This is a genomic window from Paenibacillus sp. 11B (genome assembly GCF_030487755.1).
GTDB classification, from domain to species: domain Bacteria; phylum Bacillota; class Bacilli; order Paenibacillales; family Paenibacillaceae; genus Paenibacillus; species Paenibacillus vandeheii.
The window spans coordinates 66,605-90,375 of sequence record NZ_JAUKNS010000008.1 but is presented as its reverse complement, the minus strand read 5'-3'; the positions used below and the strand labels follow the sequence as shown (position 1 = coordinate 90,375).

General features: G+C 45.4%; 21 protein-coding genes. 14 read left to right on the top strand and 7 right to left on the bottom strand.

All coding sequences use genetic code 11. The features are described 5' to 3' along the window. Window positions 1-1,275 carry a 2-oxoglutarate dehydrogenase complex dihydrolipoyllysine-residue succinyltransferase gene (gene odhB, locus Q0V21_RS27660; RefSeq protein ID WP_079346263.1) on the top strand — a complete coding sequence of 425 codons (1,275 nt, stop codon included), beginning with the start codon at window positions 1-3 and terminating at the stop codon, window positions 1,273-1,275. Window positions 1,276-1,399: 124 nt separating this feature from the next. Here the strand turns inward: odhB and Q0V21_RS27655 are convergent, their stop codons facing one another. From Q0V21_RS27655 to mnmL, 4 genes are all read right to left on the bottom strand, one after another. Then, a complete protein-coding gene (locus Q0V21_RS27655; protein WP_079346261.1) occupies window positions 1,400-2,377 on the bottom strand; it encodes an alpha/beta fold hydrolase in 978 nt (325 codons plus the stop codon). A gap of 87 nt (window positions 2,378-2,464) precedes the next feature. Beyond that, a complete protein-coding gene (locus tag Q0V21_RS27650) occupies window positions 2,465-3,442 on the bottom strand; it encodes a type I phosphomannose isomerase catalytic subunit (protein ID WP_301881570.1) in 978 nt (325 codons plus the stop codon). Window positions 3,443-3,627: 185 nt separating this feature from the next. Next, window positions 3,628-4,212 (bottom strand): tRNA 5-(aminomethyl)-2-thiouridylate-methyltransferase MnmM, encoded by a 585-nt coding sequence (gene mnmM, locus Q0V21_RS27645; protein ID WP_079346257.1) that lies wholly within the window; start codon window positions 4,210-4,212, stop codon window positions 3,628-3,630. Window position 4,213: 1 nt separating this feature from the next. After that, window positions 4,214-5,167, bottom strand: coding sequence for a tRNA modification radical SAM protein MnmL/YtqA (mnmL, locus tag Q0V21_RS27640; protein ID WP_079346255.1), 954 nt, complete (start codon window positions 5,165-5,167; stop codon window positions 4,214-4,216). A 271-nt stretch (window positions 5,168-5,438) separates the two neighbouring features. Here mnmL and Q0V21_RS27635 point away from each other — a divergent pair, with 271 nt between their 5' ends. Next, entirely contained in the window at window positions 5,439-5,627 is a 189-nt protein-coding gene (locus tag Q0V21_RS27635; RefSeq protein ID WP_024628298.1) for a hypothetical protein, read from the top strand. A gap of 152 nt (window positions 5,628-5,779) precedes the next feature. After that, complete coding sequence (gene trmB / locus Q0V21_RS27630) at window positions 5,780-6,529, top strand: tRNA (guanosine(46)-N7)-methyltransferase TrmB (protein WP_024628299.1); 750 nt, start codon at window positions 5,780-5,782, stop codon at window positions 6,527-6,529. A 115-nt stretch (window positions 6,530-6,644) separates the two neighbouring features. Here trmB and Q0V21_RS27625 read toward each other — a convergent pair whose 3' ends face one another. Further along, window positions 6,645-8,891 carry an AraC family transcriptional regulator gene (locus tag Q0V21_RS27625; RefSeq protein WP_301881567.1) on the bottom strand — a complete coding sequence of 749 codons (2,247 nt, stop codon included), beginning with the start codon at window positions 8,889-8,891 and terminating at the stop codon, window positions 6,645-6,647. Window positions 8,892-9,292: 401 nt separating this feature from the next. Between Q0V21_RS27625 and Q0V21_RS27620 the strand changes: the two genes are divergently transcribed. From Q0V21_RS27620 to Q0V21_RS27610, 3 genes are all read left to right on the top strand, one after another. Further along, entirely contained in the window at window positions 9,293-10,198 is a 906-nt protein-coding gene (locus tag Q0V21_RS27620; RefSeq protein ID WP_024628303.1) for an ABC transporter permease, read from the top strand. Between the two features lie 30 nt (window positions 10,199-10,228). Then, window positions 10,229-11,128, top strand: a complete 900-nt coding sequence (locus Q0V21_RS27615) for a carbohydrate ABC transporter permease (RefSeq protein ID WP_024628304.1) — start codon at window positions 10,229-10,231, stop codon at window positions 11,126-11,128. A 102-nt stretch (window positions 11,129-11,230) separates the two neighbouring features. Beyond that, the gene (locus Q0V21_RS27610; RefSeq protein WP_443145984.1) at window positions 11,231-12,784 is read left to right on the top strand and encodes an ABC transporter substrate-binding protein; all 1,554 of its coding nucleotides are present in this window, start codon (window positions 11,231-11,233) and stop codon (window positions 12,782-12,784) included. 82 nt (window positions 12,785-12,866) lie between these two features. Here Q0V21_RS27610 and Q0V21_RS27605 read toward each other — a convergent pair whose 3' ends face one another. Next, a complete protein-coding gene (locus Q0V21_RS27605; RefSeq protein WP_079346249.1) occupies window positions 12,867-14,015 on the bottom strand; it encodes an MGDG synthase family glycosyltransferase in 1,149 nt (382 codons plus the stop codon). 50 nt (window positions 14,016-14,065) lie between these two features. Beyond that, window positions 14,066-14,593, bottom strand: coding sequence for a phosphatase PAP2 family protein (locus Q0V21_RS27600; RefSeq protein WP_024628307.1), 528 nt, complete (start codon window positions 14,591-14,593; stop codon window positions 14,066-14,068). A gap of 713 nt (window positions 14,594-15,306) precedes the next feature. Between Q0V21_RS27600 and Q0V21_RS27595 the strand changes: the two genes are divergently transcribed. From Q0V21_RS27595 to Q0V21_RS27560, 8 genes are all read left to right on the top strand, one after another. Next, on the top strand, window positions 15,307-16,545 hold the full coding sequence (locus Q0V21_RS27595) for a glycosyltransferase family 2 protein (protein ID WP_285074810.1): 1,239 nt from the start codon (window positions 15,307-15,309) through the stop codon (window positions 16,543-16,545). A gap of 312 nt (window positions 16,546-16,857) precedes the next feature. Then, window positions 16,858-17,352 carry a translation initiation factor IF-3 gene (gene infC, locus Q0V21_RS27590; RefSeq protein WP_024628309.1) on the top strand — a complete coding sequence of 165 codons (495 nt, stop codon included), beginning with the start codon at window positions 16,858-16,860 and terminating at the stop codon, window positions 17,350-17,352. A 24-nt stretch (window positions 17,353-17,376) separates the two neighbouring features. Beyond that, window positions 17,377-17,580, top strand: a complete 204-nt coding sequence (gene rpmI / locus Q0V21_RS27585; protein ID WP_017689665.1) for a 50S ribosomal protein L35 — start codon at window positions 17,377-17,379, stop codon at window positions 17,578-17,580. Window positions 17,581-17,668: 88 nt separating this feature from the next. Next, window positions 17,669-18,028: a 50S ribosomal protein L20 gene (gene rplT, locus Q0V21_RS27580; protein ID WP_017689664.1), complete on the top strand. Its 360-nt coding sequence runs from the start codon at window positions 17,669-17,671 to the stop codon at window positions 18,026-18,028. Window positions 18,029-18,605: 577 nt separating this feature from the next. After that, window positions 18,606-19,646, top strand: coding sequence for a BMP family lipoprotein (locus tag Q0V21_RS27575; protein WP_079346244.1), 1,041 nt, complete (start codon window positions 18,606-18,608; stop codon window positions 19,644-19,646). A gap of 339 nt (window positions 19,647-19,985) precedes the next feature. Then, window positions 19,986-21,524 (top strand): ABC transporter ATP-binding protein, encoded by a 1,539-nt coding sequence (locus tag Q0V21_RS27570; protein WP_024628311.1) that lies wholly within the window; start codon window positions 19,986-19,988, stop codon window positions 21,522-21,524. Beyond that, window positions 21,517-22,596, top strand: coding sequence for an ABC transporter permease (locus Q0V21_RS27565; RefSeq protein WP_024628312.1), 1,080 nt, complete (start codon window positions 21,517-21,519; stop codon window positions 22,594-22,596). Before Q0V21_RS27570 ends, Q0V21_RS27565 begins: the two co-directional genes overlap by 8 nt. Next, window positions 22,597-23,559: an ABC transporter permease gene (locus Q0V21_RS27560; RefSeq protein ID WP_063564195.1), complete on the top strand. Its 963-nt coding sequence runs from the start codon at window positions 22,597-22,599 to the stop codon at window positions 23,557-23,559. Window positions 23,560-23,771 lie beyond the last annotated feature (212 nt).

Below are 23,771 nucleotides of genomic sequence, written 5' to 3'. Positions count from 1 at the left end.
GTGAGTGAAATTAAAGTACCTGCAATGGGCGAGTCGATAACCGAAGGAACCGTATCCAGATGGCTGGTCAAAGAAGGCGAAACCGTTAATCAGGGTGATGTTCTTCTGGAGCTGGAAACGGATAAAGTAAATATTGAGATTAGTGCTGAAGAGAGTGGTGTGCTTGAGAAAATTATTCGTCAGGAAGGCGAGACGGTAGAGATCGGTGAAACGATCGGGACACTCTCGGCAGGAGCAGGAGGAGGAAGCGGCGCGTCCGCTTCCCAACCGGCAGCATCCGAGCAGAAACAAGCGGCTCCTGCACCGGAAGCTCCAACTCCGCCACCAGCACTCGCTGCTGCGGCACCGGAATCTTCAGATAGCAGCTCGAAGACAGCTTCACCGTCTGCACGCAAACTTGCACGTGAGCGTGGCATTGAGCTGGATCAGGTACAGAGCAAGGATCCAATTGGCCGGGTTTATCAGGATGATGTGAAAACTCACAGCACTCAGGCTGCCGCTCCTTCAGCGCCTCCTGCCAAAGCGCCTGCGGCAGCACCTAGTGCTCCTGCAGCTGGAGGATCCACTTTTACCAAACCAGTGGAACGTCAACGCATGTCTCGCCGCCGTGCTACCATTGCAAAACGTCTGGTAGAAGCGCAACAGACTGCAGCGATGTTGACTACTTTTAATGAAGTGGATATGACGGCCATCATGGATGTTCGTAAACGCCGTAAGGACAAGTTCAAAGAGAAACATGAAATCAATCTCGGCTTCATGTCCTTCTTCACCAAAGCGGTTGTAGGCGCATTGAAAAAGTTCCCAACCATTAACGCTGAAATTGATGGCGAAGATGTTGTACTTAAAAAGTACTATGATATCGGTATTGCGGTATCTGCCAAAGAAGGCCTTGTCGTACCGGTTGTACGTGATGCAGATCGTCTTGGCTTCGCTGAGATTGAGAAAAGCATCGCTGACCTGGCGTCCAAAGCTCGTTCCAACACGCTGGCGTTGTCTGATCTGCAAGGAGGAACCTTCACCATTACCAATGGCGGAACGTTTGGCTCCCTGTTGTCCACACCAATTTTGAATACACCTCAAGTGGGTATTCTGGGTATGCACAAAATTCAGCTTCGTCCAGTAGCGATTGATGCAGAGCGGATGGAGAACCGTCCGATGATGTATATCGCCCTGTCTTATGATCACCGTATAATCGATGGTAGCGAAGCCGTACGTTTCCTCGTGACGGTGAAAGAATTGCTTGAAGATCCAGAGTCTTTGCTGATCGAAGGGTAATCCATTAACACTCCAAGCTTACTTGCCATTTTCATATATCTAACAGAAAAGCCCCTGAACGCGGAGCACAGTGTACGCTGTGCTCCCGTTCAGGGGCTTTTGCCATTGTAAAAATCGCATCATATTAGATAGGATCGGCTTTCTCGGCATTTGTTGTAGAATGATGGGGACTCTGTTCAGGCATATGCCTTTCAAGCCACTGCACGACATGTTGGGCTACTTCAGTCCGATTCGTCTCGTGCAGCATTTCGTGGCGTCCACCTGGATAAAGGCGGTATTCGACATCTTCTAGCTGAAGCTCCCGATATTGGGAGACCAGGTTAAGCACTCCTTTACCATGAAGGCCAACTGGATCTTGTTCACCCGAGAAGAGATATACAGATTTATCCTTGGGAATACGTTTCATGTTGCTTGGCAAGTGAATGTCCAGCAGCAGTTTGAAAAAGTCGCGGAAAAACCCTGCGGAGCAGACGGCTCCACACAAAGGGTCATCGATGAATCGCTTGACCTCTTCAGAGTCCCGAGACAGCCAATCAAACGGTGTTGTTGCCGGACGGAAAGAGCGGTTAAAACCACCAAATACGAGCGCATTGAGCAGCATACTTGGATGACTAGCCCCTTGAACGCTACATTGCAAAAGGGCCAATCTCTCTCCAATCCGAAGCAGACCACGTTTGCCATTGGTACCGGACAAAATAAATGCATGGTAACGCTCGTGGCCAGCATACATGAGATGCTGTACCAAAAACGACCCCATGCTATGCCCCATTAGAAAGAGGGGCACATCAGGGTTTTCTTTGGCGGCAACTTCGCCCAGATTCATCATGTCACTCGCCATCCATCGGAAAGCATCGGTGCCGGCATTGCCCAACAAATTCAAATTTTCTACCGTTTTGCCATGACCACGATGATCATTCGCGTACACAGCGAAGCCGTGAGAGGTGAGTTGTTGGGCAAATTCAGCATATCGGGCAGCGGTTTCGCTCATGCCATGTGCAATCTGGACCACACCTTTAACGTTGCACTCCGAATCGGGAAGCCAGCGGTACACATGAATACGGGTACCTTCATCGCCAACCAGGCTAAAGGCAGATTCCTGCATCTCGTGTAAAACCTCCTTCACAGGTCACATTAAAGCCAATTCAGTTCAAGGAAATAACCTTGAATAGAAGATATTTAATTATTTGGATTAAGGCAAATAAGAGCGAAGAACAGTGGTGTTGCCATCCAGCGTATAGGAACCCAGGTTGGCAGGCAGTAAGTAGCATTGTCCTGCTTTCAGTTCAATCTTATCTGATTCTGCGTTATCCCACTCCAGCGTTCCACTACCTTCACAGACTACAAGAATAGTGAAGCTTTCCGCACTTGTAGAGAGCTCCCAACGTTCTGTGACAATCCCTTTTTCCACTACAAAATAAGGGCATTCCGCAAGTTTCAGCCACTCTCCTGGAGTCGCGTCGTTGGTTTTCATCGTTGTGGCACCAGCGCCCTCATAAGCTGTTACATTCAGTGAATCCTCAACATGCAGCTCACGCGGTTTGCCATCCAGGCCCGGACGATTGTAATCGTAAATCCGATAGGTTGTATCCGAGTTTTGCTGGATCTCAGCAACAACGACACCTGCACAGAGAGCATGTACCGTTCCAGCAGGGATAAAGAATGTATCTCCAGCTTCAACAGGAACCTGACGAAGGGTATCCATCACTGTACCGTTCTCCAGCGCTTCCTTCAGTACCGCACGATCAACGCCTTCATTCAAGCCATAAATGATGTGTGCTCCCGGTTTGGCGTCCAGCACATACCACATCTCCGTTTTGCCAAGTTCGCCGGGAGGCAGAGCTTCGTAATCATCTGTTGGATGAACTTGTACTGACAGATCGTCGTTGCAGTCAAGCAGTTTGATCAGAAGGGGGAAACGTCCGCCCTTTTCCGATACACCTTTGGTTCCAAGCCATGCTGTGCCCAGTTGTTCACGAACTTCATCAAGGCCTTTTCCGGCAAGTGCTCCATTTAGTACTTTGGTTGTACCATTAGGATGATCTGCGATCATCCAGCCTTCTCCAATATGTCCTTCAGGCGGCGTCAGGCCGAATTGCTCCAGCGCACGGCCTCCCCATACACGTTCTTTGAACTCTGGTTGAAATTGCAGTGGGTATGGCGTAGACATTCCTAATCTCTCCTCTAGTATATGAAATGGTGGATCGCTTTAATCAATCATGACCGCGTAGCTGGCATGAATGTAACAGTGAATACGGTTGCACGTCTTTATGTAGAACACAAATCGCATAAATCCATCCAAGATTACTTTGTTGCGATTGTGTCTAGTTTATTGTATTTGTGGAGTAAAGGAAATTATTTTTTCTCAATGCCAATCAAAAAAGGGGAAGCCTTACGCTGCAATTGGCGATAGATGACTACCTGTGCCTGCTCTACAGGCAGAGCAGAGGACCATTCCATTACCGCATCTGCTTCCTCTGATCCTCCATCATGACCTGGATACAGCACAACAGTAATAATGCCCCGCGGACGGAGCAATTCCAGGGCGGACTGGAGTGCGGCAATGGTACTGTCTGTTTTCGTGATAATGGTGGAGTCTGCACCTTCCGAAGGCAGGTACCCCAAGTTGAATATGACAGCACCAACATTACCCTGCCATGTATCAGGAACGGCTTCAGCCATTCGATCATGGCTTAGTTGAAGCAGGGAGATAGAGCCTAGTTGAGTACTGTCCTCTTGTTTGCGAATACGGCCTTGTGCCAGGGTAAGTGCCTCGCTCTGAATATCGAAACCAATGACTTGACCACGTTTACCCACTTTTTGAGCCAGAAACAGAGTATCCGCCCCTGTGCCTACCGTTGCATCAATGGCTAATTCTCCAGGTTGTAGACGGGAAGAAATCCACTGATGAGCACAGCTTAAAACCGAAAGAAAGCCCATCTTACGCCCCCCTCCAGTATTTTCCTTGCCATGAATCCCGCTCACGCAGTTCACGATCAATGGAATTCAATACTTCCCATTTGTTCATGGACCACATCGGTCCTATCAGCAAATCACGCGGTGCATCCCCTGTAAGGCGGTGTACAATCATTTCGGGTGGCAGCATCTCCAGCGTATCGACGATCAGTTTAATATACTCGTCCTGCTCCAGGAAACGAAGAAGCCCGGCTTCATACTGCTTTACCATTGGCGTTTTGCGCATCAGATGAAGCAGATGAATCTTAATCCCCTGCACATCCATATTGGCAACAGCCCGTCCGGTATCCAGCATCATTTCATGGGTTTCCTGCGGCAGTCCATAGATGATATGTGTACACACCCGAATATTCCGTTTGCGCAGCTTCGCAACGGCTTCCTCATAACATTGAGTATCATGAGCACGATTAATTAGGGTTGACGTGGACTCGTGAATCGTTTGCAGCCCCATCTCAACCCATAGGTAAGTGCGTTCATTCAATTCAGCCAAGTAATCAACGACGTCATCCGGTAAACAGTCAGGGCGAGTGGCAATGGATAGACCGACTACGCCAGGCTGTTTCAAAATTTCTTCAAAGTATTCACGCAGTTCCTCAACAGGAGCGTAGGTGTTGGTATAGGCTTGAAAATAGCCAATGTATTGGGCTGTAGGCCATTTCAGATGCTGTTTATCCCGAATGGTATTAAATTGGGTGACCAAATCATCTCGTCTGCTACCGGCGAAATCACCCGATCCACGAGCGCTGCAAAATGTACAACCACCCTTGGCGATGGAACCATCTCGGTTTGGGCAGGTGAAACCGGCATCCAGCATCACTTTGAAAACCTTATTGTTAAACTCGTCTCTCATTTCGTAATTCCATGTATGGAATCGTTTATCTCCCCATAGAAGAGGAGGTTGTAGTGAAGGTGCATTCATCTTCAGGGTACTCCTTTGGCTTACCTAATGGCTTGCTTATTATATACCTAATTCGACTCTTTTTGAACTTTTACCATTGTATCAAAAAACTCAAAAAAAGGGGAATCTAGTCGCAAAAATAGGCCGAAGAAACGTGGTTTTATCCTTGCTATAGTTTACACATTATGTTATATTTAAACCAACGTCAGACACCATCTAATGGGTACTATTCATCATAGCATTTGAATCAATGTTGACGTCATGGACCATACTATACCGTGAGGTGATATGAATGAATTCCCAAGTCAAAAATAATGTTTCTGTAGAACTGACGGCAGAAGAAGCTCTGGCTTTGACAGGTGTTCGTTTCAATGGCAATCCGAAAGTGAAAGCGGCTGCAAGACAAAAAGTTCGTGATGCTTTCGAAAAGACATTTGATTTTTCACACCAAGATAAGGTAGACTATGAACTATTAAAGTAGTTGGACCCCAATTCCAAATAAATCGAAGAGGGAATCTTTGAGATTTGCCCCAAAGTGGCAGATCCGAAGATTCCTTTTTCATTGCTCTTTACAATTCGCCGGTTCTTCGGCAAAATGATTCTGAGACAAGTATGGATAAACGGAGGAATAAGATGCGTTTACGTGGCAGAAAAGGGATTCGTGAAAATCTGGAGCAACAAGTCGATCTCGTTGTTCTTGATCCCAAACAGTACAAAGGAAAATGGTCTGAACTGTTTGGTAATGACCATCCGATTTTTGTGGAATTTGGTATGGGTAAAGGTCAATTTATCAGCCAAATGAGTTATAAATATCCGGAATATAATTTTATCGGTATTGATATGTATGATGAACTGGTGCGTCGTGCCAGCGAGAAGGCTCGGAAAGCATGGAGTCAGGCGGAAGTGGAGACACCTCCCAACCTGAAGCTCGCCCTGGCCAATATCGAACAGATCGAGGAAGTATTCGAAGAGGCGGAGTTGGAACGGATTTATCTGAACTTCAGCGATCCATGGCCAAAAGCCAAGCATGCACGTCGCCGTTTGACACATCCGCGCTTCCTCAAGAAATACACAGAACTGCTTAACACAAAAGGACAAATCCATTTCAAAACAGATTCGGAGACATTGTTTGATTTCTCTCTCAATGCGATTGCCGATTTTGGTTTGCAAATGACCAATTTGTCCCTGAATCTGCACCGCGATGGATTAAATGAAGAGCATGTCATGACAGAGTATGAGCAGAAATTCATGGGCAAAGGCATGAACATTCACCGGGTTGAAGTCATCGTTGGTGAAGAGGCATTGCGCGAGTATCAACAAATCCGTTTGGACAAGTATAAAGTTCGGGAAGCTACGGACGAGTCTGGCGAAGATCAAGAGTAATATATTATAAAAAAGCGTGATATGGATCTGGCTACCAGACTCTCATATCACGCTTTTTTGCTATTTTGATCGAACTAGCCTCATGAAAAGCTGGTGGTTCTTTGGTTTACTGCTACTAAAGCTCCGAATGAAGATCCTTGCGGCGATAATCGTTGGGAGTAACCCCGTTGAATTTCTTAAACATCCGATAGAAATAAGAACTGTTGGTGAATCCGGTTTGCTCGGCGATATCAGCCACAGAGTTTTCCGTTTCAATGAGCAGATATTGCGCTTTGGCTATGCGGGTTTCGTTAATGACATCAGTGAGTCCTTTTAACGTTAGTTGTTTATAGAGTCTGCTGACATATATGGGTGACATGGATAGTTCATCCGCAATTGAGGTCAGACAAAGATTGGTGTCCGCGTAATCTCGTTCAATAATGCAGTTGATTTTGCGAATGAGTTCTTCATGTTTGAGCGTTCGCTTTTCCTCTACCTTGGATCCAAGCTCGTCGAACATGCGATAGAAGTGTGCGTGAACTTCGCTGAGATCCTCTGCATCATGAATCGGCAGCATCGAACGGTCGGATATGGATTCAAGTGTGAGCTGGTTGTTCTTTTTGAGTGTGTTTCGTACATGATTCAGAGTCATGGTCAGATGAGACAGAGCAAGCTGAAATACGGTAAACGGATAGGTTGCCGTTTCACTCACGATATCTGCATAGACCTGCTTGGCTTCTCCTGTTTTGCCTGTCATCAGGCAATCAATCAGCTGTCTTTCTTTTCCAACAGGGAAAGCATACTCTTTGACATCATACGCCATAATGTCCGACGTATAGATCAGGCATCCAGGACCCATGAACAAACGGTGAAGCGAAGCCTCTGCCGATCGGGTGTAAGAAGCAATACTGTTTTCCAGTGAATCTTCCGCAGTTCCGATGGTAAAAGAAATGGAGCATCTCAGATGTGTCATCACGGCAGCCTGCATCATGCGCAGTAGCTCCTCAATGGAGCCTTGGTCATTATCAGCTTCATTCTGAATTTTGTCATTAAAGATAAGGGTGATCAGATCTCCTCCCATATCCACCGCTTCGGTGTGATAGTTGAGATCAGCCGTTTCGGTGCAAATGTTCATCATCGCGTATTTTACAAGTTGGACTTCATCCCTGTAGGTATCACTGAAGTCGGTAAAATGATCAATTCGCAGTAGTACCAGTCTGGTTAGACGATGAACATCAACAGCAGAGCCGTAGAACTTCATTCGTTCCTCCAGCATGCCTCCCGTTACCGTTTCCCGCCCTTGCAAAGCCCCGCGCAAAAAATCCTGTCGCAAAAGATGCAGACTGCCGCGACGCTCCGCTTCCATCACACGCATACGGACAAGCACTTTATCGATGGGATGATATAGCTTCCGTGAAACGAGGTAGGATAGCAGCACTCCCGCAATTAATAGCCCAAGACAAAAAAGAACGGTATGTGTTCGCATATGACGAATATCTGTAGTAATCAGGTCATAGGGCGTGATTCGTACATACCGCCATCCAAGGTTGTCAGGAGCGGTGTAGGTAATGAGAGACTTCTCTCCATCAACCTCTGCGGTAAAGTAGGCGGACTGCTCCGTATTTTGCAGGATTGGCTGTATAAATGTTTCATTGGACAGGTCTTTCATCAACGCCCGATCACTGAAATCGGACAATAACTGTCCCTGTTCATTGATAATAAACGTTTTCCCTGGCTGATCGACTGAGTTCATATTAGGACTGAGCCAATCGTCCTTGATATTTACAACAACCGCATAATTCAGTGTGGCATTGTCATTGATCGTGTCATAACAGAGGTATGTATAGCTGCTGACCTGAGTTTCCTCGGTCGAGCCCACTTGGTATGTACGCGGAATGGGGACAAAAGGTTTGTAATCATGGAACCGGTCGAGGATGCTTGTAATCCCTTTATCGTCAATTTCCGAGATGGACTGTTGTCCATTGCGAACTTCATTGGAACTGATAAAGAACTCATCATTTTTGGAATTATATACATAGATGGATTCGATAAAAGGGAGGGACATGCGATAGTTGTCGAGTTGTTCCATCGCTGGCGTAATTTCATAGATACTCGGATTCGAATACAGCAGCAGAGCAGAGATGGTGTAATCTTGATAAATCTGATAAGACAGTGATTTGGCGGTTTCGGTCATCTTGGAGACTTCGCGACTGGTCTGGGTGAGACCATTCATATCTGTGTGGTAGACCTGACGAAGGGCAATACGATTATAGTTGACGTACAAAATGGTAGAAGCCACAAGCAAGGTGGCAACGGTGCTAACAATAATGCCGATGAGAATCCGTGCAAACACCTTCTGGCTGTCCTCTGAACGTTTACGCATGACCTTTCCTCCCGTGGACCTCCAGTTTTGGATGAACAAAGTTAGACTTCATAACGAAGGATAAGATTTCATATGTGGGCGTAGTGAATCACGGATGTATCTAGAATTATATATTATGTATGCGTTTACATCAACGACAGACGGCATGCTATGCCCGATTTCCTTAGCTAAAGTTCAACTTTCGCTGTATTGTTCACTAGGTTCAACCTATGCACGATATCAACTTTTGTGAACGCTCAGACATTCATTTCAGTGTTCGTTCATATTGTTCATATTCCATTTCGCAGAATCGTTCATGATCCGGCCGAATGATTCAGTATCCGGTAGCGCTTAAGGCATCTACAATAAAAACAGAGCTCCACTGCGCGCCGCGCCGTAAGAAATTCGGGAGGGATCGAGCCATGCTCAAAGAATTGAACAAAAACAAAATCATGTTCCTGATGCTGCTGCCTACACTGATCTTTTTTCTGATTAACTCGTATTTTCCGATGGTCGGCATCTATTATGCGTTTACCCGTTATGATTTTGAAGGTGGTTTGTTCGGCAGTCCATTTGTGGGCCTGGAGAACTTCAAGTTTCTGTGGCAATCAGGAATGCTGCTGAAGCTGACAACCAACACCGTGGGGTACAATCTGGCCTTCATTATATTGGGAAACGGGCTAGCGATCTTCTGTGCGATTTTACTCAGTGAAATTCGGGGGAAAGTGTTTAAAAAAATATCGCAGTCGGTCATGTTTTTACCGTATTTCATCTCGTTTGTACTATTAAGTGTAATCGCTTACAACATGTTTAACTATGAATCCGGTTTTGTGAACACTGTACTCAAACGTTTTGAAGCAGGTCCAATCGATATTTACAACACACCCTGGATCTGGGTGTTTCTGATCATCATTTTTTATCTTTGGAAAAATCTCGGGTACAGCATGGTCATCTACCTTGCAGCCATTACAGGCATCAGCGATGAGTATTACGAGGCGGCTCGCATTGACGGAGCTAACATCTTTCAGCGCATTTGGTACATCACCGTACCGATGCTAAAACCGACCTTTGTTATCCTGTTGTTATTCTCGCTTGGGAGCATTATGAAGGGGCAGTTTGATCTCTTTTACCAACTCATTGGAAATAACGGGGTCTTATATAACGCTACAGACATTATCGATACGTATGTGTACCGTTCCTTGAAAGTAACGTTTGATATCGGAATGGCTACCGCGGCGGGTCTGTATCAATCGCTGTTTGGTTTTATCCTGATCATGACCGTGAACTATATCATCCGCAAAGTCAATGAGGACTACGCCTTGTTCTAGGACGCCCGCAGGGCAGAAGGGAGAACCACCATGCATACTCGTGCCAGAGATTCCGAATTCACCTTGTTGTTTCAAGTCATCGCTTACAGCGTGATCCTGATCCTTTCCTTAATCTGTATCGTGCCATTTCTTTTGATTTTATCCGGCTCCTTCAGCAGCAATGAATCCATTGTGAGAGATGGTTATCACCTCTTTCCCACCGATTTTTCCCTGGAAGGTTACAAGATGGTGTTCAAATTTCCGACCCAGGTGCTCAAAGCCTATGGCGTGACGGTCTTTACAACTGTTGTGGGTACGGCCCTTGGACTGTTTCTCATTACGATGGCGGGATTTGTACTGCAGCGCAAAGATTTCAAATACCGGAACGCCTTCTCGTTTTTCATCTACTTCACAACCCTCTTTGGTGGGGGATTGGTACCTTGGTACATCATGCTGGCAAACTATTTCAATCTTACGGATACGTACACGGTGTTGATTTTTCCGGGACTGATGACACCATTTCTCATTATCCTGATGAAAAACTTCATTCGTTCAGCCGTTCCGGATGAGCTGATTGAGTCAGCCAAAATCGATGGGGCGAATGACTTCCGTATTTATTTTAGCGTAGTGCTGAAACTGGCGATGCCCGGCATTGCCACTGTGGGGTTATTTCTGGCACTGGGATACTGGAATGACTGGTTCACATCATCCTTGTTCATTAACAACCCAGACATGTACCAGCTGCAATTCTACTTGTATAACACGATGAACACGATTACCTTCATTGACCAGATGGCCATTGGTACCGGCATAACACTCAGCCAGGATGTACCTACCGAATCGACGAAAATGGCCATGGCTATTGTGGTTACTGGCCCCATCTTGTTCCTGTATCCATTTGTGCAGCGCTACTTTGTTAAAGGGCTTACCATTGGTGCGGTAAAAGGTTAGAACGTGCACGCGCTGTGAGGGCAGATCGCTGAAATAGTTGTCTGCCTGTCTGAACCACGGCGAGTCTGCGCTAACATATAAGGTTGACCACAAAAAGGGAGGATGCGTATGCGTAACAAAACAATTCGGCACCTGTCGATGGTACTTGCCCTGATGCTGTTCGCCGGGGTGCTTGCCGCATGTAATAACGGTTCGGGGGGATCGACGCAAGGAAGTGAGCAGGGAGGCTCTTCTGAAAACAAAGGGGAGAAGGTAACGCTGCAATTTTATATGCTTGGTGACGCACCCAAGGATCTGCCTGTGATTGAGTCGGAAATTAACAAGCTGGCTGAGGCTGATCTGAACGTTAATGTAAAATTCAATTATACGTCCTGGACAGACTGGGATCAAAAATATAAACTGCTGCTGTCTTCCGGTCAACCAATTGACCTGATCTTTACAGCGGATTGGACGTTTTATCAGTCCTATGCAAAAAAAGGAGCATTCCTGCCGCTGGATGAACTGTTGCCTAAGGCAGCACCAACGCTTAAGGCTTATGTACCTGAGGATATGTGGAAAGCGGTAACAGTCAATGACAAGATCTATACGGTGCCCTCTACATGGACTGAGTATGTGACGGAGGGTATCGCGTACCGTGAGGATTTGCGTGAGAAGTACAATTTGCCCAAACCGGAATCTCTGGAGACCCTCGAAGCTTATCTGGAGGGAATCAAAGCCAATGAACCAAATATGATTCCAATCGCGGATAGCAATGCAAATCATACCCATGGTATTCGTCAATTGACATCCAAGCTGGTGAATACAGCAGGTCAGCTCCCTTATGGTCTGGACATTATGTACGATACACCATCCGATATCACTTCCTATTGGGGATCTGCACAGCATCTGGGAGATCTGAAAACGTACAAACGCTGGATGGACAAAGGCTTTTTCCCAAAAAACGTGCTGAATGTAAAGGATACGTCCAACTCCTTGCTGCAAAATGGCAAATCGGCTGTTGTTCTGTCGGGAGAGAACCCGAACAAATTTAATGCCGATGTGATTAAGGTCCAGTCCACTCACCCGGATTGGAAGCTCGGTTATTTCCCTTACCCGAATGCGAAAGGATTTGCACAACCTGTTCATCCGATTCATAATGGTTTCGCCATCCCACGCAGCAGCAAAAACCCGGAGAAAGCACTCGCATTCTATGAGAAACTGGTTACCGACAAACGTTATAATTGGCTGACCGAATATGGCGTAGAAGGTAAAAACTTTGAAGTACAGGACGGTTACTATAAAATGGTGGGCGATGCCCAGAGCAATGGATTTCCGCGTGAAGGCATGAATGGCTGGGCTTGGCGTAATCCGGAATTCATGCTCTATGATAAGAGCTTTGATGATGTGCTGGCTATTTTCAAAGAGCTGGACAAAATGAAAAAGCCGGATATTTACACCGGATTTGCTGAAGATTGGACGCCATACCAAGCCGAGAAGGCTGCCCTGGAGCAGGTAGAGAAGCAGTATCTGTACCCGCTAAATGTAGGGTTGGTGGACGATGTAGAAGCAGGGCTGAATACATTTATGGAAAAAGCCAAACAGGCAGGTCTTGAGAAGATCCAGAGTGAGTACACCAAACAGTGGCAGGATTACTTGAAGTCTGCTGGTATTCAATAGTTTGTACTTTTCTTCATATTAAAAAAGGTGCCTTCGATTCGAAGGCACCTTTACTGTGTACATACAGGCTTGTTTGAAGCCGTTACAGTCTGGCTTGGTCTGCCGAGTAGGGACGCAGGTCCAGAAGGTCGATAATACTCTGTGCGCTCTGCATCGGGTGATACTTGGCAATTTGCGCCATGTGGCGTTTGCGTTTACGAACAATCTCAGGATAGTTATGAAGCAGTTTGTTCATCCATTTTACAACAACGTCAAGCGAAGTAATGGACTCTCCCAAACCTCGTGCGGTGAAATACTGAACATTCTCTTCTTCCTGGCCTGGTATGGGATTATGGAACAACATCGGGATTCCCTTTGCCAAACCCTCGCTGCATGTCATTCCTCCCGGTTTGGTGATCAGGAGATCGGATACTTCCATTAATTTGTCCACCTCATTGGTGTACCCGATGATATGGATATTCTCTTTTTGATACAACGGATTTTGCTCCATGCTGATTCGGCTTTTGTCATTGCGCCCAAGGCAGAAAATAATCTGAACATCCGCATGCCAGCGTGTCAATAATTGGTTAACTACTTCATCGCTGAGCATTCCCCAGCCCCCGCCCATTACAAGCACAGTAGGCATGTTTTTCAAATTGAATTTACCACGGATTTCATCCCGTCCGGGATGTTCCCAGAAATTGGGGTGGATTGGGATGCCGGTAACCCGAATTTTGTCTAAAGATACACCACGCAGCATTAATTTGGACTTTACCTCGTCTGTAGAAACAAGATACAGGTCTACTTCTGGACTAATCCATGTCCCATGCGCGTCATAATCGGTGATGACTGTACAGAGTGGAACCTGTACCCCCAGACGTTTCAGTCTGGAAATGACGGCACTGGGAATAGGGTGTGTGCATACGATAACATTCGGACGAAGCTGACGCACAATACTGCGTGTATGGGTATAAAACAATTTATGCAGCGCGAGTGTGGTCAGCCGGTTTAAGGATTTTTTATATTGATGCCTGTATACATACCCGATGAGCTTGGGCTGATTAATGACCGTCTTTTTGTACGCTGTAATAATGAGTGGCGCAACTCTAGGGTTCAGAAAACTTCCCAACTCAAGCACTTTGGTCTGCACATTCGGCGAAAGTTTTCGCAAACTGCTGGACAGTGCATAAGCGGCTTGAGTATGACCTGCGCCAAAGCCTTCAGATAATAGTAATACTCTTTTTTTCTCCACGCTTGCTTCACCTGTTCCTGCTAGGTTTTCCTTAGTCTAACATATTCACATTAAGTCCATAAAGCAACTGTTGCAAGTGCGACTAAAGTACCGATCGTAGCACCTGCAAGCACATCTGAGGGATAGTGCAATCCCAGGTAAATTCGAGAAAATCCGACAATTAATGCAACAGGGAGTAACATCAGCAACAGGAACGGCTCCATTGTCATAAAAGGGACCGTCACCGAGAATATGGCGGTAGTATGCCCTGAAGGGAACGAATGGTCCGTCAGGGGATTGCGGAACGTAATCGTATCCGGCAAGGCCAGATAAGGCCGAATGCGTGGATACAGCTTTTTGGCGATGGCTACGGGAATGTGACTAACCGCCAGAGCGATGCATGCCTGAAGTCCTGTTGTGCTCCAAGGAGCTGGAGCCAGAAGCCAGATCAGTAAGGATACTGCGATAGAAGAAGTTGCTCCTCCCAGATGGGTGAAATAATACAGCCAAAAATTCATAAATCGATTATGAAGTCGACCATTAATCCACATAAATACATTTCGATCATACTCTTGAAACTTTACGAATAAACGGCTCATATTGGCCTCCTGCCAGTCAGGCCCCGTGTTGGCGGCAGTATTTCCGGTAAATTGCTGTGTCCGGTTTCGTCCTGATTTAGTATATAACCGTTTTTCGTGAACTTGAGGTTATTTCAGGTATATGTTTATCATATTTTTAAATGTTGTCCTTTTCAAGAAGAACACATGTGAAGAAGGTAAAATTCATGTTAAAGAGTGGTTAAGAACCCAACTTAACTTTTTGACTTGGACGATCTAAAAAAGATACAATGATTCAACATGGCTGAAATGCGGTTAAAAAATTGTGAGTTTAAGACTGAACTTTTTGCGGTCTGTTTACGTTATTTGATATAGAGCCTCTGTCGATATGGATCAGCCTGATGAAAAAAGCAGGGACTTTAGAAATAAAAATCAAGTAAACGGCTGAAAATAAGATATAACAGGCATGAATGCGAGGTTGGAGTATCACAAAATGCCTATTCAGCGTTTAAAGTTCACATTTCTGCTTCAGGAAGTGGAATTGCGGTTTTGACAAATGGCTGAAAAGAATACAAAATCGATAAAGCAGCCAACTGGCAATCAACCATGCTTGAAACATTGTCTGAAATATTTGCGTAGTAAACAAAAGAACAGGGTCATATTCTGCGCGTCACAAAAAAATAAAAGTGCAGAATCCAGGAAGAGAAATGATGTAAAGTAATCTGGTTTTGAAAAAAAGGGGGTAACAGAGAACGATGTTGGACGCTATATTCGTCACGATGCAGGTCATTCTGGCACTGCTAGCCGTGTACCAATTCACGTTTTCGCTGTTCGGTCTGATTAAGAAAAAGAAAAAGAAACACTATCCGGCGACAAAGTCATTCGCTGTACTCGTCGCAGCGCACAATGAGGAACAAGTTATTGGTGCGTTGATGGAGAACTTGAAACAACTGGATTACCCGGAAGATATGTATGATGTGTTTGTCATTTGCGACAACTGTACTGATGGAACAGCTCAAATTGTAAGACAGCATGGACTGAATGCTTGTGTACGTACCAATGCTGATCTCAGAGGTAAAGGGTATGCCATCGAATGGATGCTTAAATACCTGTGGAAATTGCCACGTCAATATGATGCAGTCGTCATGTTTGACGCGGATAACCTCGTTGACCGTAACTTCTTGCTTGAGATGAACGACGACTTGTGCAATGGTTCGCGTGTTATTCAGGGATACATTGATACGAAAAATCCGGAGGATTCTTGGATCACTGCAGCATATGGTGTATCGTACTGGTACATCAACCGTCTGTGGCAGCTGTCCCGTCATAATTTGAATATGGCGAATTTCCTCGGAGGTACGGGGATGTGCTTCGAGACGAACTTGCTCAAGGAAATTGGCTGGGGCGCTACAAGTCTGGTTGAGGATCTGGAGTTTACAATGCGCAGTGTTCAACGTAATGTGTATCCTGTCTTTAACTACGATGCCAAAGTATTTGATGAGAAGCCGTTAACATTTAAGGCTTCCGCACGACAACGCCTTCGCTGGATGCAAGGTCACTTTACCGTCGCGCGTAGATATTTCTTCCCGCTGCTGTGGCAAAGTATCAAGGAAAGAAGCTTGGTGAAATTTGACCTTGCTGTGTATGGCGCAAACGTGTACGTTGTTTTGCTTACGTTCCTGATGACAGCTGTATTGTGGGTGGATACAGCGATATTCAGTGGTCCGCATATCGCAAACATATACGGGTACTTCCCGCTTTGGGTAGGATTCGTAGCGATTGGTCTGAACATCCTGACATTCCTGTTGTCCATGGCGCTGGAAAAGGTTACTTTTGCCAAAGTGTATCTGTACCTGATCTTGTTCCCGATTTACCTTCTTTCTTGGTATCCAATTACGTTCTACGCGTTCTTTACGCAGAACAACAAACAATGGAGCCATACCCAACATACACGTGTTGTACGTTTGGATGAGGTGCAGAGCAAGCAGGGATAATGAATTATTGACTTGGACGAAAGCCTCTCTGTAAAAAACATTGTAGATATGTTGACAATCGTTTTGCAGGATGTTATAGTATTCAAGTGCGTTAAATGAATAGCTATGGAATCACAAGTAGAAGTCCGACTTCTCACCTGATCAACAAACATGTTGGCTGGTCAACGATCCCAATAATTTATGAAGTGTTTACTCATGAAGAATTGTGTTGATTACAGGGATGTCGGTAGCTTAACCGGCATCCCTTTTATTTTTTTGTGTAACTGGATATTCAAAATGACCTGGAGGTGGACGGTTATTAGTAAAGATCACATGATTAATGATGAGATTCGGGCGAAGGAAGTACGCCTTGTCGGAGCTGAAGGAGAACAAATTGGGATCACGCCGATTCGGGAAGCACTGCAAATGGCGATTGACCTGAACTTGGACCTGGTCAATGTGGCACCACAGGCTAAACCGCCGGTATGCCGCATCATGGACTATGGCAAATTCCGCTATGAGCAACAAAAGAAAGACAAAGAAGCCCGTAAGAACCAGAAAATTGTTGATATTAAAGAAGTATGGTTCCGTTCCAATATTGAGGAGCATGATTATCAAACGAAGCTTCGTAATGTAGTTAAGTTCTTGAAAGAAGGCGACAAGGTAAAATGTTCCGTTCGTTACCGCGGACGTGAAATTGCGCATGCCGCTATTGGTCAACGGATTTTGGAGCGCGTTAAAGTGGAAGTTGCAGAACTCTGCACCATCGAACGTCAACCAAAATTGGAAGGCCGCAGTATGATCATGATTCTGGCTCCTAAAGCCTGATAACATTGAAGGAGGAAACACAAAATGCCTAAAATGAAAACACACAGCAGTTTGAAAGGACGCTTCAAAATTACCGGTTCCGGTAAAGTCCTGCGTTACAAAGCTCACAAAAACCACTTGCTTTCCCACAAATCAAAACGTGCTAAGCGCGTTCTGAACGGTAACCCAGTTATGGCTGCCGGGGACGTAAGACGTTTGAAACAAGGTTTGGCTAACTTGAAAGGCTAACTTGAAATAGTACATTCCGTATGGGGGATCGGCCTAGGCCGTACACATACCACGGATACATTTAATATTTATTGGGAGGTTCTTTAATATGGCAAGAGTAAAAGGCGGTTTTGTAGTACGTCGTCGTCATAAAAAGGTTTTGAAACTGGCAAGAGGTTACTTCGGTTCCAAACACCGTATTTTTAAAACAGCTAACGAGCAAGTAATGAAATCCCTGGTATACGCATATCGTGACCGTCGCAACACGAAACGTAACTTCCGCAGACTGTGGATCGTTCGTATCAATGCTGCAGCACGTATGAATGGTTTGTCTTACAACAAACTGATCCATGGATTGAAACTTGCTGGTGTAGACATGAACCGCAAAATGTTGGCTGATCTGGCCGTTAACGACATCAATGCGTTCAACTCTTTGGCTACTGTAGCTAAAGGCAAAATCAACGCTTAAAATTGCTTATTCAAGCCGCCGTACCTATGGCGGCTTTTTTTACGGCTTAAAGAATGATCTTGCTAAAAGGGCCGTTGTGCGAAACGAATATGCTGCAGTCTGTAAGGACACACTGAAAGCATATAACTTGCGAATAACAGGCCGTGATAATACATAAAATACGAACGGTGAAATAATGCAAATGAAAACTGGTGAAATCCATTTCTTACTATAGGATGTGATATGATTTTGTTACATAACATTACATCGTTGTAACGTTAGTGTGTTAAATCGCTAAAATATTAAGCGCTTTCAATAAAAAAAGAGCAAAAATAAGTGATATTTGGTGATGAAACATCTGGATTTTACCACGGGTTGAATGTATAATCACCTCTAGTAGGCTAGTCCTAAAATTTTCTCTTCATGTCATAATGTTCGGTTTTTCGACAGGTGACACAATCGTTTCAGGGTAAGAATGCGCTTTTAATGTCGAAGAAACCATACATTCCACATAAAAGCCATATTATCAATCTGTTGATCCGTTCCGTTTTGGCCTGGACAGGAATTAGGTATATATCATTAAGGGGGAACAAGAGAAATGAAAAAGATGCTCAGCTTGTCTTTGGTCATGTTGCTGGCAGTATCGGTTATGCTCGCAGGTTGCGGTAGCAAGCCGAAAGAGGAAACAAATGCCGGAGGAACTACAGGTGGCGAAAACACTGAAGCTAAATCCGATTTGAAAATCGGTATGGTTACTGACGTAGGTGGAGTTAACGACAAATCGTTTAACCAATCCGCTTGGGAAGCACTGCAAGCAACTGAAACTGAAACAGGTGTAGCTGTTAAATACCTGCAAAGTAAATCCGATGAAGAGTACATTCCAAACCTGAACGAGTTCGTTAAAGGTGGATATGATCTGACTTGGGGTATCGGTTTCCAATTGGCTGATGCAATCAAGACTGTAGCTGAACAAAATCCTGATTCCAAACTCGCGATCATTGACAGTGTTGTTGATGCTCCTAACGTTAAATCGGTGACATTTGCTGAAGAAGAAGGTTCTTACCTGGTAGGCGTTGTAGCTGGTCTGACAACTAAATCCAACAAAGTAGGTTTCGTTGGTGGTATGGACAGCCCGCTGATCAAAAAGTTTGAAGTAGGTTTCAGAGAAGGGGTTAAAGCTGTTAACCCTAAAGCTGAGTTCATTTCTAACTACACAGGTGCTTTTGATAAGCCTGACCTGGGTAAAGCAGCAGCTGCTACAATGTACAACCAAGGCGTAGATATCATTTTCCACGCTTCCGGTGCAACGGGTAATGGTGTGTTCAACGAAGCAATCGCTCGTAAGAAACAAGGTCAAGATGTTTGGGTTATCGGTGTAGATAAAGACCAATCCCTGGAGTTTGGTGATGATGTAACACTGACTTCTATGATCAAAAAAGTTGATGAAGCTGTTAAGCGCGTAAACGCAGAAGTTATTGATGGAACATTCAAAGGTGGAGCTGAGAATCTGACTTTGAAAGAAAACGGTGTAGGCATCGCTGATACTTCCACGAAAAATGTTTCTGCTGATACACTTGCTAAAGTGGACGAGTACAAAGAAAAAATCATCAACGGCGAAATCAAAGTTCCTACAGAGTAATTGATTTAGCCTATAAAAAGAATAATCATCGAGGCCGGTCTTGACCGGCCTTATGATTGTCAGAGCAGGAAAATTTGCTCAAGTCACCATAACAATTGTACAAGCATGCAATACGAGCTTTGGGGAAATCCCTTAGCAAAAGCAAGAAGACTTCGTATCAACGCTCCGGTAGGAGCTTTTCTTAAGATTATGGAATGCATAAGTTTCAGTGAAACTGAAGGATTCGATAATCCCAAGAAAAAGTACCGCTAAGAAGCGGTCATCTTCCTTGAATAAACGTCGATAGACGTTTTTCTTACGTTTGCGGAACCACACTATATCAGGTATAAGGGTGATTACATGGGTGCAGCAACCCCCGTCGTTGAGTTGAAACAAATCACGAAGCGTTTCCCAGGCATTGTTGCCAACGACGCCATCAGCCTTCAGCTTCGTAAAGGCGAGATCCATGCTCTACTGGGCGAAAACGGCGCTGGTAAATCAACGTTAATGAATATTGTCTTTGGTCTCTATCAGCCGGATGAAGGTTCCATTGAAGTGAATGGCAAGCCTGTCATCATCGACAGCCCTAATAAAGCAATCGATCTTGGCATCGGCATGGTGCATCAGCACTTTAAGCTTGTACAGCCGTTCACGGTAACAGAGAACATTATTTTGGGATCTGAACCAAGGAAGGGTCTCAACATTAATTATAAAAAAGCTGCTGCTGAAGTGCAGCGTCTGTCTGAACAGTATGGACTCAAAGTGAACCCGCATGCCAAAATTCATGACATTTCCGTCGGAATGCAGCAACGTGTCGAGATTGTAAAAACGTTGTATCGTGGTGCAGACATTCTGATCTTTGACGAGCCTACTGCTGTATTAACACCTCAGGAGATCAAAGAACTGATGGTGATCATGAAAAAGTTGGTGGCCGAAGGCAAATCCATTATTCTGATCACACACAAACTGAAAGAGATCATGGAGATTTCCGATACAGTGACGATTATTCGCCGTGGCAAAGTGATTGATTCGGTTACAACATCAGAAACGAATCCGAACGAACTCGCCGAAAAAATGGTTGGACGGAATGTCACTTTTAAAGTGGACAAAAAGCCGGCTACACCAGGAAACAATGTGCTGGAAGTCAGCAAATTGACCGCCAAAAATAAAGAGGGTATCTCGGTTCTGAACGAACTCAACCTGAATGTACGTGCAGGAGAGATTGTAGGAATCGCAGGTGTTGATGGTAATGGACAGAGCGAACTGATTGAGGCGCTTACCGGACTGCGTAAAGTAGATAGCGGTTCGATTCGCCTTGAGGGTAAAGAACTGTCTAATCATTCTCCGCGCCATATTTCGGAGTCGGGTGTAGCCCATATTCCGGAAGACCGGCACAAACATGGACTTGTTCTTGATTTTTCTGTGAGTGAAAATATCGTCCTGGAATCGTATTATAAATCTCCTTATACGCGTAAAGGATTCCTCAACTTCGATGCGATCAAGAAGCAAGCGAAGCGTCTTGTCGAGGCATTTGATGTGCGTACACCAAGCATTGAAACAAAAGCCCGCTCCTTATCGGGAGGGAACCAGCAGAAAGCCATTATCGCACGTGAGGTTGATAAGAACCCTGAACTGCTTATTGCTGCCCAGCCAACTCGTGGTTTGGACGTAGGTGCTATTGAGTTTGTTCAAAAACAATTGATTGCACAGCGTGATCAGGGCAAAGCGGTACTGCTGATCTCATTCGAGCTGGATGAAATTATCAACGTATCCGACCGAATTGCTGTCATCTATGAAGGACAGATCGTGGGCGAGGTGCTGCCGGAAGAAACCAATGACAGGGAGCTCGGCTTGATGATGGCGGGCAGCACCCAAAAGAGAGGTACTGTGCATGAGTAACGTATTGAAATGGTTTACCCGTGATTCATTTATATTACCTATTGTAGCCATCATTATGGGTCTGATCCTGGGTGGTATTGTCATGCTGATCGGCGGATACAACCCGATTGAGGCCTATAGTGCACTGTTTACGAAGGTTTTCGGAGACATGTACAACTTTGGTGAAGCGGTCCGGGAAATGACACCACTGATTATGACAGGACTTGCATTTGCATTTGCGTCACGTGCAGGGCTGTTTAATATCGGGGGAGAAGGACAATTTCTCGTCGGTATGACTGCCGCGACTTTTGTAGGCGTAAAGTTTGCAGGTCTACCAATCTACATTCATGCTCCACTGGCCTTGATTGCCGGTGCGGTATTTGGTGGTCTGTGGGCAGCAATTGCCGGTTACCTGAAAGCAGCGCGTGGGGTTAACGAAGTTATCAGTAGTATCATGCTGAACTGGATTGGTCTGTATCTGGCCAACCTTATCGTGCGTCAATTCCTGCTGTTAAAAGGGGAAAATCGTTCGGTCGATATCAGCGATACTGCATCGATTAGTCTGACATGGCTTTCCGAACTGATGGGTAACTCTCGTGTTCACATGGGGACATTGATTGCTCTTGTCATGGCTGTGCTCTTTTATATTTATATGTGGAAAACCAAACAAGGGTACGAGATTCGTGCCGTCGGATACAACCCGAATGCGGCAGAGTATGCGGGTATGCATGTCAATCGCAATATTGTAAAAGCCATGTTTATCAGTGGTATGCTTGCAGGTCTTGGCGGTGCATTCCAGGTACTTGGAGTGTTCCAATACCAGACCGTTATGTCGGGCTCACCAGGAACAGGTTTTGACGGCATCGCGGTTGCACTGATTGGTTTGAATCATCCGTTTGGTGTGTTGCTGGGCGCGTTGTTGTTCGGTACGCTCACTTATGGATCTGCGGGAATGAGCTTTGCTGCGGATGTACCGCCCGAGATTATTCGGATTGTTATCGGTTCGATTATCTTCTTCATTGCGGCACAAGGCATCGTGCGCTGGGTACTTAAACCGTTCTATTCCAAGCGCAAGAAAGAGAAGGTGTTGTAGATGGACTTGTTGACAATTGGGCAAATTATCAATACGACGCTTGTCTTTGCCACGGCATTGATTTTTGCATCATTGGGCGGAATCTTTTCGGAAAAATCAGGTGTGACCAACCTTGGACTTGAAGGTTTCATGGTATTTGGTGCCTTTGCAGCCGGGATTGCTGCGCACTATGCTCAAGAAGCCGGTATGGGAGGAACGACATCTGCCTGGATGGGGATTTTGTTCGCGGTTGTGCTGGGCGTAGTAGTTTCGTTGATCCATGCGGTTGCCTCGATTACATTTAAGGCGGACCAAATTATAAGCGGTATCGTAATCAACTTCCTGGCAGCAGGAAGCACACTTTATTTGGTAAAACTGCTGTTTGAAGGATCAGGCGATTCGCCACTGGTACAAGGTTTTAGCAAGTTTGATGTACCACTATTAAAAGATATTCCTTTGCTTGGGGAAGCTTTCTTCAAGAATGTGTACCCGACAACATATCTGGCTATTCTGTTCGTTTTTCTGACTTATTACATTATGTATAAAACCCCATTCGGCCTTCGTCTTCGCTCTGTTGGTGAACACCCAAGTGCTGCGGATACCGTGGGTGTTAAAGTGCGTCGTTACCGTTATGTTGCGGTGATGATCAGTGGTGCGCTGGCTGCTATCGGTGGAGCGGCAATTACGTTGACTACGACAGGCACATTCTCTCATAATACGGTTTCCGGTCAAGGTTACATTGCGATTGCAGCGATGATCTTTGGTAAGTGGAATCCGATTGGTGCCTTTGGTGCCGCTGTGTTCTTTGGTTTTTCACAAGCAATTCGGAACTATGTACAGCTGTTCGAATGGTCTCAAAGTATTCCCCAGGAAATTATTTATATGCTGCCATACCTGCTCACCATCATCGTGCTCGTTGCGGCTGTCGGGCGCTCGTCTGCTCCGTCTGCACTCGGGGAACCGTATGATCCGGGGAAAAGGTAACGACAGAAATGATGTTTTCCCATCTTATTCTTTACTTCAAAAGGCTCGCCTCGTGCGAGCCTTTTTGTGTTTTTATAAGAAAAAAAGCGAACTGCCAAGATGCTCGCCGGTGACGGGGAAGACACCCATATTTTCATTTAGGGACAAAGAAACAGGCGAAGCTGGCTCTGGACGAATACACTGTTTTGAACGATCCGAGGAGGAGGGGAAAG